A 14,166-nucleotide genomic window follows, 5' to 3' on the forward strand; every position below is an offset into this window, starting at 1 on the left:
GGTGCCGCGGGCCGTAGCCCGCCGGCGGTCAGCAGTTGGCGGACTTCTGCTCGCTCTCCAGCTTGCGCTTCACGTTGGCGCTCATCTGGGGATAGCGCCGCGCCACCTCCTTGTAGGTGATGCATGCGGTCTCGCGGTTCTCCAGCTTGGCCAGCGACATGCCGAGCTTCAGCATCATCTCCGGCGCCTTGCCGCTGTCGGGATGCTGCTTCTGCGCGGTGAGGAACACTTCAGCGGCGTCGGTGAACTTCTGCTGCTGAAACAAGCTCTCGCCGAGCCAGTATTCGGCGTCGGGCGCATCCGCGGCGTTCGGATAGGTCTGGGAGTACTGGCGGAAGGCCTGCTCGGCCAGATCGTAGTCGCCCGCCAGCAGGTAGTTGTAGGCGAGATCGTACATTCCGCCCTGCCCCTGAGGCGTGACTGCCGCGACGGTGGAGCTTGCCGCCGGCGCCGGCGTCGCTGCGGGTGACGGCGTGGTCGCGACCGCGCCCACGGCGTTGGCATCGAGACCCTGTTCGAGGATGCGGCCGATGTCGTCGTCGCCGGACCCGGCGTCGGCCGGGGATGCTGTGGCGGCAGGGGCCGCGGCCGCCTGCTGCTGCCCGGCCGCGGGCGCCGCCGCAGGCGCTTCGCTGCGACGCTCGCCGGCGGCGGCCGGCGTCGCGCCGCCCGAGCCGCCTTCCAGATCCTGGAAGCGGAATTCGGTGTCCTCGCGGTATTTCCGCATGTCTTCCTGCGCCTGCAGCAGCTGGAAGCTCAGCTCCTCGACGCGGCCGTTGAGACGGCGCATCTCTTCCTCGAGCTGGTTGATGCGTAGCACCGGATCGGCGGCCTGCGCCATGCGCACCGGCTGCTCCTGCGCGGCCTCGCTCCGCCCCCCGCCGAAACCGAAGGGCAGGTCGAGGGCCGACGCGCCCGCCGTCCCCAGCATGAGCGCCAGGCAGGACGCGGCGAAGATCGTCGATCGACGGTACATTGACGGCAAACCCCTCGGACGGATTGGAGTTGGGCCGGAGGCGCTCTCCGCCTTCCGCAGCCCGGACGTCCTAGCATGGAACGGGGGAGTTCGGCCAAAGTTGGGCGAGCGCCGTCGCCGGGCGGGAGTTGCTCCCGCCTGTCACATCGAGGCAACGGCCCGGGGGGCCGTCGCCTCTGCGTTGCCCGGGGGCTGGATCAGCTGGCGCCGGCGCCGCTCAGTGCGGTGACCGCGCGCCGGTTCTGCGACCAGCAGGAGATGTCGTCGCAGACGGCGACCGGGCGTTCCTTGCCGTAGGACAGGGTGCGCATGCGGTTGGCCGAGACACCGAGACGCGCGAGATAGTCGCGGGTGGCGGCGGCGCGCCGGGCGCCGAGCGCCAGGTTGTACTCGCGGGTGCCGCGCTCGTCGGCGTGGCCTTCGACGACGATGGCGTATTGCGGGTACTGGTTCAGCCACTGCGCCTGGCGCTGCAGCGTCTGCTGCGCATCGGCGCGGATCGAGGAGGAGTCGGTGTCGAAGAAGATGCGGTCGCCGACATTGACGGTGAAGTCCTGCGTCGAGCCGGGGCTGCCGGCACCCGCGCCGGCCATGCCGCCCGGGCCGCCGAGGCCGAGGCCGGCAGCGTTGTCCGGCAAGCCATCCTTCTTGGCGCAACCCGCCACCAGCAAGGCGGCCGCAAGTGCCATCACGACACGGCTGTTAACCCCGAATACCGTCCGGCGCATGGCCAGCTCCTTCAAAAACGATCGAAACCTGTTACCGGACGTTTACGCTGGGCAGCCTTAACACTCTGTAAAACCGCGGGCTTTTCGGCGCGCCCCGCAGTGCAAAAGACTTCCCGCACATTGCGACGCAAACGAGACGGCCAGGCGGCTGCGGGCACGCGATCTGAGACGCGTCCGCAACGGTTGGCGCATGATGGGAGGCAGGGCTTGCCCGAGGCTGGCGGCCGCGCCGCTCCCTACTCGAGGGACGGCGACCAGGCGGGGTCCGACGCGTAGCCCGGCGTAGGCACGCGCTGCTCGTTGTAGCCGGTCAGGTCGATCGAGTAGAGCTGCGGGCCGCCGCCGCCCTTCTCGTCGCGGAAGAACATCAGCACCCGGCCGTTCGGCGCCCAGGTGGGGCCCTCGTTGTGGAAGCCCGAGGTCAGGATCCGCTCGCCCGAGCCGTCCGGCCGCATGACGCCGATCTGGAACTGCCCGCCCGACTGCTTGGTGAAGGCGATCAGGTCGCCGCGCGGCGACCACACCGGCGTCGAGTAGGAGCCGTCGCCAAAGGAGATGCGCTGCTGGTTCGAGCCGTCGGCACTCATCACGTAGAGTTGCTGACGCCCGCCCCGGTCGGACTCGAAGACCACCCGCGTGCCGTCCGGGGAGAAGGACGGCGAGGTGTCGATGGCGGCCGTGTTGGTCAGCCGGGTCGTGGCGCGCGAGCGAAGGTCCATGGCGTAGATGTTGGCGTTGCCGTCCTGCTGCAGGCTCATGATCACCTTCTGGCCGTCCGGCGAGAAGCGCGGCGAGAAGGTCATGCCGGGGAAGTTGCCGACGATCTCGCGCTGGCCGGTCTCGAGCTGCAGCAGGTAGACGCGCGGCTCGCCTTCGCCGAACGACATGTAGGTGATCTCCTGGCGGTTCGGCGAGAAGCGCGGGGTCAGCACCAGATCGCTGCCGTCGGTGAGGAAACGGACATTGGCGCCGTCCTGGTCCATGATCGCCAGGCGCTTCACCCGCTGGTTCTTGGCGCCGCTCTCGGACACGAAGACGATGCGGGTATCGAAGTAGCCCTTTTCGCCGGTCAGCCGCTCGTAGATCGCATCGGCGATGATATGGGCGACGCGGCGCCAGTTTTCGGGGTTGGTGTAGAACTGCTGGCCGTCCAGCTGCTGGCCGGCGAAGGTGTCCCACAGGCGGAACTCGACGCGCAGGCGCCCGTCGGCTTCCGGCGTGACGCGCCCGACGACCAGCGCCTGCGCATTGATCACGGTCCAGTCGGAGAAGGTCGGGCTGACGTCCGGGGTCAGGCCCTTCTGGATGAAGGCGGCCTTCTCGATCGGCGCGAACAGGCCGGAACGCTTCAGGTCGGCGGCGACGACGCCGGCGATCTGCGCGCCCAGCCCGTCCTGCGACTGGAAGTCGGTGATGGCGATCGGCAGCGGCTCGACATTGCCCTGGGTGATGTCGATCTCGACGACGGCGGATGCCGGCGCCACCGTGAGCAGCGCGCCGGCCAGCGCGAAGGCCGCGGCAAGGACGCCCCTGAAGATCGTGTTCATGTCCGGTCCTTCCATTGATCACGGCCGGCACGGTGCCGGATATCTGCTTGCGGCCTGAGGTGGGTGGTCGCCGTCGCCGGCCGGCGCACGATCGTGCCGGCCCGCGGCGACGCCGCGCGAAAAGCTCCGGCCCCGGGGCGGGGTGAAACGGGGCAATCCGATAATTCTATGACGCGCTGGATGGCGCCGCGCGCCGCGACCGGCAAGCGCGCGTCCGCGGACGCCGCCAGATGAAGCCGCACGATCCGCATCAGAACATCTGGCTCGGATCGAAATTGACGATGACGTCGGCCCAGGTCTCGTACTTCTCGGCCGGCAGGTTGTAGGGCGCGCAGCGGCGGACGGCACGGAGGGCGGCCTCGCCGGCGATGCGCTCGACCATCGACGCGCCGCCGCCGCCGACGATCTGCGGCACCGTCTCGAGGGCGCCCGTCGGATCGAGCCGCAGCTGGATCGAGATCCGCAGCGAGCCGGCTTCGGAGACGCCCGCCGGCGGCGACCAGCAGCGCTGGATCTGGCCGCGCAGCGCATCGAGCTCGCTCTGCGACAGTTTCGCGCCGGTGGTGCGCTGGGTGCCGAGCGCCGCCTGTTCCTGCGAGCGCTTGGCGCCGCCGCCCGCCGCGTCCTCGCGGTTCAGCAGCGCGGCGATCTGGTCGGCATCGAACTCGCTCTCTTCCGGCGTCTCGATCTCGGCGGTCTTGGTCGGCTCGGCCGGACGCTCCTCGCGCTCCGGCTCGCGCGTCTCGGCGACGACCGGACGGGGCGGCGTGGGCTTGGACGCAGGCACCGGCACGTTCTTCGGCGCGGGCGGAACTTCGGGCGGCGCTTCCGCCTCGGCGATCGCCTGCTCGACGGGATCGGCCTCGACGGGCTCCGGCGGCGGCGCCTCGGCGGGAGTCTCCGCCGGCGGGGTCTCGACCGGCGGCGGCGTCTCGGCGACCTCGGGTTCGGGAGCCGGCTCGGGCTCCGGGGCCGGCTCGGGCGGCGTCGGCGCGGGCTGCGCGGCAGCCGCCTGTTCCACGGCGCGCGGACGCTCCACCGGAGTCGGCGGGGTCTCCAGGTCGACCTCGTTGTCGCCGACATTCTCGGCGGGCATCGGCAGGGTCTCGGGCTTTTCCGTCGGAGTCGGGGCCGACGTCTCGGCCAGCGGCGCGTCCTTGGCGCCGGCAACCGACTGGGAGAACTCCTCGATCGAGACGAGTTCGACCGGCATCGACTCCACGGACGCAACCTCCAGCGGATCCGGCGCCGAGAGCGACCAGAGCCCCCAGGTCAGAACTGCCGTGTGCAGCGCAGTGGAGAAGACGAGACCGGATTTCATGGCTGGGCGGTCACGCCGGCGCGCTGGAATCGGGGTCGGTGACGAGCCCGATATTGCGGAAGCCGGCCGCCGAGATGCGGGCCATCACCTGCATCACCGCGCCATAGTCCACCGCCCGGTCGCCGCGCACGAAGATCCGCTCGTCGTAGCCGGTGGTGGCGATCGCCTCGAGCTGCGCCACGACGTCCTCGATCGGCACCTCTGTCTCGTTGAGGAAGACCGTTCCGTTCGAGCGCACCGAGATGGTGATCGGCTGCGTCTCGGCGTTGAGCGCCTTGGCCTGCGCCTCCGGCAGCTCCAGCGGCACGCCGACGGTGAGCATCGGGGCGGCGACCATGAAGATGATCAGGAGCACCAGCATCACGTCGACCATCGGCGTGACGTTGATCTCGCTCATCGGCGCGCGCCGGCGGCGACCGCGCCGCGAGGACTTTCCGCCGCCCGAGCCCGTAGACATTCCCATGGTTCAGCCCTTTCCCGCTTGCCGCAGACAGCGCCGCGCCGTCAGCGCGCGAGCTTCTCGTCGATCTGACGCGACAGGATCGACGAGAACTCGTCGGCGAATGCCTCGAGCCGCATCCCCAGCTTGCCGGCGTCGGCCGACAGCTTGTTGTAGGCGATGACGGCGGGGATCGCCGCCACGAGGCCGATCGCGGTGGCGAGCAGCGCCTCGGCGATGCCGGGGGCCACGACCGCAAGGCTGGTCTGCTGCGATCCGGCGATCGCCTGGAAGGAGGTCATGATGCCGATCACCGTGCCGAACAGGCCGATGAACGGCGCGGCCGAGCCGATCGTGGCGAGGAAGCCGAGGCGGGACTCCAGGTCGTCCATCTCGCGCGCCAGGGTCACGTCCATCGCCTTCTCGATGCGGGCCTGCAGGCCGATCGGCGAGCGGGCGCCCTTTTCGAAGGACTTCTTCCACTCGCGCATCGCCGCGACGAACAGCGCGCCCATGCCGGAGGTCTTGCGCTCCGACAGGTTGTGATAGAGGTCCTCCAGCGACTGGCCGGACCAGAAATTGCTCTCGAACTTGTTGAGCTGGCGCCGGAAGGCCGCGTAACGCATCGACTTGTCGATGATGATCGCCCAGGTCCAGACCGAGGCGAGCAGCAGTCCCATCATCACCAGCTTGACGATGAAGCCCGCGTGCCAGAACAGGTCCCAGAGCGACATGGTGCCGGCGGCCGCCAAAGTCCCCTGAACGACTTCTCCGTTCATCCCAGATATCCTCGAAATTCAGAACCGATGGCGCGCGCCTGATGCGCGGCGACGTCCGGCGGACCGCCGCGAAGTCGGACCGTCGCAAGCGCGCCTGCCCATTCGTCCGAACGCTTAACCCCTTGATGCCTTTCACAAGCGAATCCGGTGAAAGAAAGGCGCAGTCGCTTCAAACTGCCCCCGGGACATTCATCCGACGGTAAGGTTAAGACGAGGTTACGATTGCGGTTTCGCCGCCTTCCCCAGGGGCGAGTGCGGCGATGACGCGCGGCGGCATGCGCATCGGCTTGCCCTGCGGCGAGATGACCGCGACCTTGACCTTGGCGGCGACCAGAAGATCGCCGTCCTTCAGGATCCGCTGCGACAGCATGATGCGGGCGCCCCCGAGCTTCTCGGTGCGGGTCTCGACGGTGAGGATGTCGTCGATCCGCGCCGGCCGCAGGAAGTCGATGTCCATGTGGCGGACGGCGAAGGCCATCGCCTCGCCGAAGCTGCCGGCCAGCAGTCCGCGGTGGTCGATTCCCCGCAGGCGCAGGAGGTCGGAGCGGCCCCGCTCGAGGAAATGCAAATAGCGGGCATGGTAGACGACGCCGGAAAAGTCGGTGTCCTCGAAATAGACCCGGACCCTGAGGGCGTGGCCGAAATCGGTCAGTCGGCCCGCAAGTTCTTCGCTCATCGTCGAGATTCCCGTTTCGCCCGTCGAAGGCGCCGGCCGCCCGCCAGGCGATCGGCGTCCGGCCGCACCCATGCTGTCATGCGGCTGTCACAGGGCGTTGGCCATAGGAGCTTTCCGACTTCAAGGAAAGGTTCTCGCCATGTCCCGTCCCGCCTCGTCGCCCCTCGCCATCGCGCTGCTCGCCTCCAGCGTCCTCGCCGGTTCCGGCGCGGCGCTCGCCGACCCGGTGTTCAACCGCATCGCATCCTTCCCGGTCGCGTCCAACCTGCCCTCCGACATGCCCGCCGAGACCCAGACCTCGTCGGAGATCATCGCGGCGAGCCAGGACGGCAACCTTTTGATCTACTCCGACAGCCCGGCCGGCGGCATCGGCATGGTCGACATCACCGACCCGCGCGCGCCCAAGGCCGCCGGCTTCATGGCGATGGAAGGCGAACCGACCTCGGTCGCCGTCGCGGGACCGGACGCGCTTGTCGGCGTCAACACGTCGGAGAACTTCACCGCGCCCTCCGGCCGGCTTGCGGTGGTGAATCTCGCTACGAAGGCGGAGACGGCGTCCTGCGATCTCGGCGGCCAGCCGGATTCGGTCGCCGTCGCCAAGGACGGCGCCTACGCCGCGGTCGCCATCGAGAACGAGCGCGACGAGGACCTGAACGACGGCGAGATCCCGCAGATGCCGGCCGGCAACCTGGTGATCTTCAAGCTGACCGACGGCGTGCCGGACTGCGCCTCCATGGTGACGGTCGACCTCACCGGCCTCGCCGAGGTCGCGCCGAGCGATCCGGAGCCGGAATATGTCGACTTCAACGATGCCGGCGAGATCGTCGTGTCGATGCAGGAGAACAACCATTTCGCGATCGTCGACGCCGCCACCGGCAAGGTGACGGCTAACTTCTCGGCCGGCGCGGTGAGCCTCGAGGGGATCGACGTCGAGGACGACAGCAAGCTCGACTTCACCGGCAGCCAGGCTGACGTGAAGCGCGAGCCGGACACCGTGCAGTGGATCGACGACGACCGCTTCATCTCCGCCAACGAAGGCGACTACGAAGGCGGCTCGCGCTCCTTCACCGTGTGGAACAAGGACGGCACCGTCGCCTACGAATCCGGCCCGGCCTTCGAGCACGAGGTGATCCGCGCCGGCCACTATCCGGACAAGCGGTCGGACGCCAAGGGCGTCGAGCCCGAGGGCCTGGAAGTCGCGACCTTCGGCGACGCGACCTACGCCTTCGTCCTCTCCGAGCGCGGCTCGGCGGTCGGCGTCTACCGCCTCGGCGAGGGCGACCCGGAGTTCCTGCAGCTGCTGCCGTCCGGCATCGCGCCGGAAGGCGCCATCGCCATCCCGTCGCGCAATCTCCTCGTCACCTCCAACGAGGAAGACCTCGTCGAGGACGGCGGCGCGCGCTCGCATGTGATGATCTACGAGCGGGCCGAGAGCGAGCCGGCCTATCCGACGATCGTGTCCGATGACCAGGACGGGGCCCCGGTCGGATGGGGCGCGCTGTCGGGCCTTGCGGCGGATCCCGAGGACGCGAGCCGGCTCTACGCCGTCAGCGATTCCTTCTACGAGAACCAGCCGGCGATGTTCACCATCGACGCATCGGCCAAGCCCGCCCGCATCACCGCAAAGACCGTCATCACCCGTGACGGCCAGCCGGCCGAGAAGCTCGACCTCGAGGGTATCGCGCCCGCGGCGGACGGCGGATTCTGGCTTGCCAGCGAGGGCGACGCGGAGAAGGAAATCCCGCACCAGCTGCTGCGCGTCGATGCGGATGGCGCGATCGTCGAGGAAGTCCCCTTCCCCGAGGCGCTCGTCGCGGGCGCGACGCGCTTCGGCGCGGAAGGCGTGACGATGGACGGCGACACGCTGTGGGTGGCGATCCAGCGCGAGTGGAAGGACGATCCGAAGGGTTCGGTGAAGCTGCTCGCCTATGACACGGCGTCGAAGGAATGGAGCGCCGTGCTCTATCCCCTGGAAAGCGCCGAGGCCGGCTGGGTCGGGCTGTCGGAGATCACCGCGCATGGCGATCATCTCTACGTGCTGGAGCGCGACAACCAGATCGGCGCGGCGGCGAAGCTGAAGAAGCTCTACCGCGTCGCCGTGGCCGACCTCGCCCCGGCGGCGATCGGCGGCGAACTGCCGACGGTGGCCAAGCAGGAAGTCCACGACTTCATCCCGGATCTCCAGGCAAACGGCGGCTACGTGGTCGACAAGATCGAGGGCTTCACGATCGCCGCCGACGGCACCGGCTACGCCGTCACCGACAATGACGGCGTCGACGACTCCTCGGGCGAGACGCTGTTCTTCCCGATCGGCAAGATGTAACCGACTGCCGCAAGCCAGGAAGGGCCGCCACGAGGGCGGCCCTTTTTGTTTCGGCGCTGGTTGGCGCGGCGCGTGTCGAAGGCGTCACTGTGCCGGAGCAGCGCCGCCCGCAGCCGCCCTGCTCGGCACCGGCGGCATCGGCGGCGCGAAGAGCGGCCCGGCATAGGACTGGCACTTGCCGGTCGTGCCCTCCGGCGCGATGCAGCTGGCGTTGAGCATCCCCCAGACGAAGTCCATCTGCAGCGAGCGCATGGCGTTGGTGCCGCCGGCGAAGAACCATTCGGGCTCCGGCGCGCCGTTCACCGTCTGGTTCAGGCCGAAGATGTTGAGGTCGCTGCGGGCACCGACGCCGGGGACGCCGGGATTGCCGAAGGCGTCGGGCCCGGCCTGAGCATGGCATGTGATGCAGGAGGCAGAATCGACGAAGCCGCCTTCGGTGATCGACTGGCCGTTATGTGTGGGCATGCCGGAGGCGGTGACGAACTCGGTCTGCGAGGCCTTCAGGCGATAGCTCCGCCAGGCCGGGTCGGCGGCCGAGGGCACGTTCGGATCGGCGGGCCCGGTCCCCGTCGCGATCCCCATCGCCTGCATCAGCCCGTCGAGCTCGGGCGAGATGACCTCGCCGGTCTCCTCGACCGTGTAGGCGGTGCCGAGCTCGTAGACGATGTCGGCGGTGGAATCCTCGGAGTTCTCGGTCTTCGGCGGGATGAAGTTCTGGCCGAAGCTGCGCCCGTCCACCGTCACACCCGCGGCGCTGAAGCCGTAGGAATCGTTGCAGCCGATGAAGTCGCAGCGGCCGAGATTGCCGACATGCTCGATCGCGTACCAGTGCCAGTTCGGGATCGCCTTCGAGGCCGCCGTGATCCCGACGAGGTAATACAGCTCGGGTTCCTCGTCGCCCGGCGCGAGGGTCTCCTCGATCAGCAGCGTGACGTAGGGCGCCGTCGGGTTGTTGGGCGGATCGAGCGGCTGGCCGCTGCCGTCGGTTCGCTGGATGAGCCCCTTCTGGAGCATCTCCGACTGGCTGAGATAGTCGACCTTGAACATCACCGCATCGGGCGGATAGTCGACCGCCAGCGCCTCGTTCTGGTACGGCGCGTTGGTCGAGATCCAGTCCTGCATCGCGGTGAAGCGGGCGCCGAGACCCTCCTTGTTGTAGAGGTTCTGCTCGAAGCTGTAGCGGATGAACGGCCGGTTGCGGTAGACGATCTCGGCTTCCTCCTGGCGCAGCACCCGCGCCGGGTCGAGCCGGTCGAGGAAGTCGTGGGAATGGCTGGAGGCCGGCCGCGCCACCGTCACCGGCGGCGGGTTGGACCAGTCGGGCGGATAATAGGGGCACCCCGCGGCCGGCGCCTCGCCGAGCGGCGGCGTCTCGGCGAACACCGCCGGGTCGCAGCAATCGGCGGGCGAGCCCTCGCGGCCGCAGAGCGGCTTCGGGTCGGCCACCCAGATCGTCTGGTCGGTTCCCCAAGTCCAGAACTCCTGGTCGATCGCCGAGAGGAACGAGGTCCAGCCGAAGGCGTCCGGACAGGACATGGCGGGGCTAGCGATGCCGTCGGGCCAGGTCGCCGATCCGCCGGCAAAACCGGGGCGGCAGTCCGGCCCGTCGCGCCGGTCGGCGAGGAAATAGGCCGCCTGCTGGACCTGGTTCGGCCCCGGCTGCTCCTGCGCCTGCGCGGCCTGGCCCGCCGCCAGCATGGCGGTGGCAGAGAGCAGCGACCGGACGATCGTTCTGTTGGACATGGTTCCTCCCGCGGATTGTTGTTGTCGCAACCGTACCGCGGATACCGCGGCGCGGCGATTCAGGCGCCCGGCAGCACGGCGAGCACCGGCAGATGGTCCGACTGCAGCGATCCGGGCAGGTAGTTCGGCGGGATCTGGCAGGCCGTCGGCGCGACGCTGTCGAAGACGTAGTCGCCGGCCCGGTCGCCGGTGGCCAGGCCGCCGCCGGGTGCCTGCCAGTTGCCGTCGGACTTGCAGCAGGTGAACGGCGTCGTGCCGACTTGCACCGCGGCGGCGATGCCGGCCGCGGCCAGCGGCTGCCAGCTGGTGACGTTCAGCCGGCGGGCGTGCCAGTTCCAGTCCGCCTCGTTGAAGTCGCCGACCACGATGATCCGGTAGGCCTTCTCCGCCGCCGTCAGCGGCAGCGGCGCCGCCGCGGCGCCGAGGGCGCCGGCGAGGAAGCCGAAGTCCTGGTGATGGCCGGCATGGATGTTGATGAAGATGACGCCGCCGCCGCCCTGCCGGGCCGCGCAGACCAGGATCTGGAAGGGCCGGCCGCCCCCGACATTGCCGCAGACGGGTTCGTGGGAAAGGTCGTAGCGGCCGTCGTCGTAGTAGCTGACCATCAGCTCGTGACGGCTCTCGCTGTGCACCGCCGCCATCCGAAGCAGCGTGCGCGGGGCATAGGCGCGCCATTCGTACCAGTTGCTGGCTTCCTGCAGCCCGATGAAGTCGAAGCCGTCCATGCCGAGCGCGTCGGGCATCGCGTCGATGCACTGGGAGACGTTCACGGCACAGCGGGTGAGGTGCGGGGCGCCCGGGACGAAGGTGCACAGGCGGCCGAGCGGCAGGCTGTCGCGGTGGCTCATGGCTTCCCAGCAGACATTGTAGCTGAGCACCAGCAGCGCATCCGTCCCGCCCGCGACCATGGCTGCGCCTCCGGTTACGTAGCGTAATATAGCAGCCGGTGCGGCAACTGGCCATCCGTCCCGCAGTGCGAGCCAGCGTCTCATCGGTCACTGTCGGAAGGCAGCTGCCGCGCCAGACATCCACCCGATCGTTCGGGCGGCGCTTGCGCATGCCGGGTCGGGCCATATCTGCTGCGGCCTGACCACAAGGATCGTGATGCGCGCGTTTGTCCAGCAATATTACCAGCGCGTCATCGCGAGCTACTGGTTCATCCCGTCACTGATGGCGGTCGGCGCGGCGGTGCTGGCCATTGTCCTCGTCGAGATCGACGCCCGCTTCGATATCAAGAGCTTCGGCGACGGCGCCTTCTTCTTCGCCACGCAGCCGGACGGGGCCCGCGCCATCCTCTCGGCGATCGGCGGATCAATGATCGGGGTGGCCGGCACCGTGTTCTCGGTCACCATGGCCGCGGTGGTGTTCGCGTCGGGCAGCTTCGGCCCGCGGCTCCTCACCAACTTCATGAACGACCGCGGCAACCAGGTCACGCTGGGGGTCTTCGTCGCCACCTTCGTCTACTGCATGCTGGTGCTGCGCAGCGTCCAGGACGGCTCGGACTCGGACGTCTACGGCACGATGTTCGTGCCCGACATCGCGGTGTTCGCGGCGATCATCCTCGCCGTCGCTTCGATCGGCGTGCTGATCTTCTTCATCCACCACGTCCCCTCGACCATCCACATCTCCAACGTCATCGCCGGGATCGGCAAGACGCTGATCCGGCACATCGAGGCGAACTTCCCCGAGCCACGGGAGCGGTCCGCGGCCGCCGACGCGGTGGAAGCCCGCCACTGGCAGATCCCCGCCTGCTTCCGGAACGAGAGCGACCCGATGGCCGCCACCGTCCCCTACGCGGAAATCGCCTGCGACCGCGCCGGCTACCTGCAGGTCGTCGACCGGCAGACGCTGATCGAGGCGGCGCGCAATGCCGACATCGTGGTGCGGCTGAACTGCCGGACCGGCGAGTTCGTTCATGCCGGCCGCATCCTGTTCCATGCCTGGCCGAGCGAGCGGGTGTCAGACGAGACGCGACAGAAGCTGCTCGCCTCGATCGCCACGGGCAACGAGCGCACGCCCAGCGACGACCCGGTGTTCCTCATCGACGAGCTGGTGGAGATCGCCGCGAGGGCGCTGTCGCCCGGGATCAACGACCCGTTCACCGCGATCACCTGCCTCGACTGGCTGACCGCGGCGATGGCGGCGCTGGCCGGTCACGAGTTTCCCGATCCGCTGCACGACGACGATGACGGAAGGCTGCGGGTGATCGACCGCCATCGCAGCTTCGACGACTATCTCGAACTGTCCTTCGGCCATGTCCGCCAGTATGCCGCCAGCGACATGATCGCGGCCGAACGGTTCCTGAAAAGTCTTGCCGAGATCGTGCCGGCCTGCCGCAACGACGCGCAGCTCGCCGCAATCCGCTTCCAGATGCAGGCTTTCATGGCGCCGGCGCGCGCCGCCCATGCCGGCGCGGCGCTGGCGACGATCGACGCCGCCGGGGCGCGGCTGGATGCCAGCCTGCGGCATCCGCGCGGCCGGCTGCCGCCGCCCGGTCCCGCCGTGCCCGCGGCCGTGGCCTTGGGCACCGGCGAGCCGGCCGGACGCTGAACCGGCGTCGGCGGACCGGTCAGACCGGGTCGCCGGGATCCTCGAACAGGCTCGCCTGCGAGCCCTGGTAGGTCGACGGCACCGCGAGGCCGATATGCTGGAAGGCGCGCTGCGTCAGCAGCCGGCCGCGCGGGGTGCGCTGCAGGAAGCCCTGCTGCAGGAGATAGGGCTCGACGATGTCCTCGATCGCGTCGCGCGGCTCCGACAGGGCCGCGGCAATGGTCTCGATGCCGACCGGGCCGCCGCCGAAATTCAGCGCGATGAGGTCGAGATAGCGCCGGTCGAGCTGGTCGAGGCCGAGACTGTCGACCTCGAGCCGCGACAGCGCCTCGTCGGCGATGCGCCGGTCGACGATCGGCACGCCGGCGACGTCGGCGAAGTCGCGGACCCGGCGCAGCAGCCTTCCTGCGATGCGGGGCGTGCCGCGGGCGCGGCGGGCGATCTCGCGCGCGCCCTCCTCCGCCATGGCGAGCCCCATCAGCCGGGCGCCGCGCTTGACGATATGTTCCAGCTCCTCGACCGTATAGAAATTCAGCCGCACCGGGATGCCGAAGCGGTCGCGCAGCGGCGTCGTCAGAAGGCCGAGCCGGGTGGTGGCGGCGACGAGGGTGAATTTCGACAGGTCGATCTTCACCGAGCGCGCCGCCGGGCCCTCGCCGATGATCAGGTCGAGCTGGAAATCCTCCATCGCCGGATAGAGGATCTCCTCGACCGCCGGGCTGAGCCGGTGGATCTCGTCGATGAACAGGACGTCGCGCTCTTCAAGGTTCGTGAGCAGCGCAGCGAGATCGCCGGCCTTGGCTATGACCGGGCCGGAAGTGGCGCGGAAATTGACGCCGAGTTCCTTCGCCATGATCTGCGCCAGCGTCGTCTTGCCGAGGCCGGGCGGGCCGACGAACAGCACGTGGTCGAGCGCCTCGGCGCGATTGCGCGCCGCCTCGATGAACACCTTGAGATTGGCGCGCGCCGCGGCCTGGCCGACGAACTCGTCGAGGCGCTGCGGGCGCAGCGTCGTGTCGAGGTCCTCGCCGCGCTTTTCCGGCGTGATGATGCGGGTCTCGCTCATGGGCGGAGCGCTTCGCGC

Annotated in this window: 12 protein-coding genes; 2 read left to right on the top strand and 10 right to left on the bottom strand. The window is 69.2% G+C overall.

All coding sequences use genetic code 11. The features are described 5' to 3' along the window. Positions 1-28: 28 nt before the first annotated feature. The 7 genes from ybgF to ybgC form a co-directional block, all read right to left on the bottom strand. Complete coding sequence (gene ybgF / locus LXB15_RS13865; protein WP_233949007.1) at positions 29-841, bottom strand: tol-pal system protein YbgF; 813 nt, start codon at positions 839-841, stop codon at positions 29-31. 332 nt (positions 842-1,173) lie between these two features. Further along, complete coding sequence (gene pal / locus LXB15_RS13870) at positions 1,174-1,704, bottom strand: peptidoglycan-associated lipoprotein Pal (RefSeq protein ID WP_233949008.1); 531 nt, start codon at positions 1,702-1,704, stop codon at positions 1,174-1,176. A gap of 236 nt (positions 1,705-1,940) precedes the next feature. Further along, complete coding sequence (gene tolB / locus LXB15_RS13875) at positions 1,941-3,251, bottom strand: Tol-Pal system beta propeller repeat protein TolB (protein ID WP_233949009.1); 1,311 nt, start codon at positions 3,249-3,251, stop codon at positions 1,941-1,943. Positions 3,252-3,501: 250 nt separating this feature from the next. Beyond that, positions 3,502-4,572: a cell envelope integrity protein TolA gene (locus tag LXB15_RS13880; protein WP_233949010.1), complete on the bottom strand. Its 1,071-nt coding sequence runs from the start codon at positions 4,570-4,572 to the stop codon at positions 3,502-3,504. Between the two features lie 10 nt (positions 4,573-4,582). After that, positions 4,583-5,035, bottom strand: coding sequence for a protein TolR (tolR, locus tag LXB15_RS13885; RefSeq protein WP_233949011.1), 453 nt, complete (start codon positions 5,033-5,035; stop codon positions 4,583-4,585). A gap of 41 nt (positions 5,036-5,076) precedes the next feature. Continuing rightward, positions 5,077-5,790, bottom strand: a complete 714-nt coding sequence (tolQ, locus tag LXB15_RS13890; protein ID WP_233949012.1) for a protein TolQ — start codon at positions 5,788-5,790, stop codon at positions 5,077-5,079. 205 nt (positions 5,791-5,995) lie between these two features. Next, positions 5,996-6,466: a tol-pal system-associated acyl-CoA thioesterase gene (gene ybgC / locus LXB15_RS13895; protein WP_233949013.1), complete on the bottom strand. Its 471-nt coding sequence runs from the start codon at positions 6,464-6,466 to the stop codon at positions 5,996-5,998. Positions 6,467-6,605: 139 nt separating this feature from the next. Between ybgC and LXB15_RS13900 the strand changes: the two genes are divergently transcribed. Beyond that, positions 6,606-8,789 (top strand): esterase-like activity of phytase family protein, encoded by a 2,184-nt coding sequence (locus LXB15_RS13900; RefSeq protein WP_233949014.1) that lies wholly within the window; start codon positions 6,606-6,608, stop codon positions 8,787-8,789. 84 nt (positions 8,790-8,873) lie between these two features. On the opposite strand, the gene LXB15_RS13905 is transcribed toward LXB15_RS13900, so the two are convergent. Together LXB15_RS13905 and LXB15_RS13910 are read right to left on the bottom strand one after the other, a co-directional pair. Beyond that, entirely contained in the window at positions 8,874-10,532 is a 1,659-nt protein-coding gene (locus LXB15_RS13905; RefSeq protein WP_233949015.1) for a hypothetical protein, read from the bottom strand. 59 nt (positions 10,533-10,591) lie between these two features. After that, the gene (locus LXB15_RS13910; RefSeq protein ID WP_233949016.1) at positions 10,592-11,440 is read right to left on the bottom strand and encodes a hypothetical protein; all 849 of its coding nucleotides are present in this window, start codon (positions 11,438-11,440) and stop codon (positions 10,592-10,594) included. Between the two features lie 196 nt (positions 11,441-11,636). Between LXB15_RS13910 and LXB15_RS13915 the strand changes: the two genes are divergently transcribed. Beyond that, on the top strand, positions 11,637-13,082 hold the full coding sequence (locus tag LXB15_RS13915; RefSeq protein WP_233949017.1) for a DUF2254 domain-containing protein: 1,446 nt from the start codon (positions 11,637-11,639) through the stop codon (positions 13,080-13,082). Between the two features lie 19 nt (positions 13,083-13,101). Here LXB15_RS13915 and ruvB read toward each other — a convergent pair whose 3' ends face one another. After that, on the bottom strand, positions 13,102-14,148 hold the full coding sequence (ruvB, locus tag LXB15_RS13920) for a Holliday junction branch migration DNA helicase RuvB (protein ID WP_233949018.1): 1,047 nt from the start codon (positions 14,146-14,148) through the stop codon (positions 13,102-13,104). Between the last annotated feature and the right edge of the window lie 18 nt (positions 14,149-14,166).

Source organism: Aurantimonas sp. HBX-1, assembly GCF_021391535.1.
Taxonomy (GTDB): Bacteria; Pseudomonadota; Alphaproteobacteria; order Rhizobiales; family Rhizobiaceae; genus Aurantimonas.

Bases quoted from the DNA above. Each gene is read 5' to 3' on its own strand.
- LXB15_RS13915 (WP_233949017.1), top strand. From the start codon at position 11,637: ATGCGCGCGTTTGTCCAGCAATATTACCAGCGCGTCATCGCGAGCTAC.
- ruvB (WP_233949018.1), bottom strand. From the start codon at position 14,148: ATGAGCGAGACCCGCATCATCACGCCGGAAAAGCGCGGCGAGGACCTC.
- LXB15_RS13910 (WP_233949016.1), bottom strand. From the start codon at position 11,440: ATGGTCGCGGGCGGGACGGATGCGCTGCTGGTGCTCAGCTACAATGTC.
- LXB15_RS13900 (WP_233949014.1), top strand. From the start codon at position 6,606: ATGTCCCGTCCCGCCTCGTCGCCCCTCGCCATCGCGCTGCTCGCCTCC.
- tolQ (WP_233949012.1), bottom strand. From the start codon at position 5,790: ATGAACGGAGAAGTCGTTCAGGGGACTTTGGCGGCCGCCGGCACCATG.
- ybgC (WP_233949013.1), bottom strand. From the start codon at position 6,466: ATGAGCGAAGAACTTGCGGGCCGACTGACCGATTTCGGCCACGCCCTC.
- LXB15_RS13880 (WP_233949010.1), bottom strand. From the start codon at position 4,572: ATGAAATCCGGTCTCGTCTTCTCCACTGCGCTGCACACGGCAGTTCTG.
- ybgF (WP_233949007.1), bottom strand. From the start codon at position 841: ATGGCGCAGGCCGCCGATCCGGTGCTACGCATCAACCAGCTCGAGGAA.
- LXB15_RS13905 (WP_233949015.1), bottom strand. From the start codon at position 10,532: ATGTCCAACAGAACGATCGTCCGGTCGCTGCTCTCTGCCACCGCCATG.
- tolR (WP_233949011.1), bottom strand. From the start codon at position 5,035: ATGGGAATGTCTACGGGCTCGGGCGGCGGAAAGTCCTCGCGGCGCGGT.
- pal (WP_233949008.1), bottom strand. From the start codon at position 1,704: ATGCGCCGGACGGTATTCGGGGTTAACAGCCGTGTCGTGATGGCACTT.
- tolB (WP_233949009.1), bottom strand. From the start codon at position 3,251: ATGAACACGATCTTCAGGGGCGTCCTTGCCGCGGCCTTCGCGCTGGCC.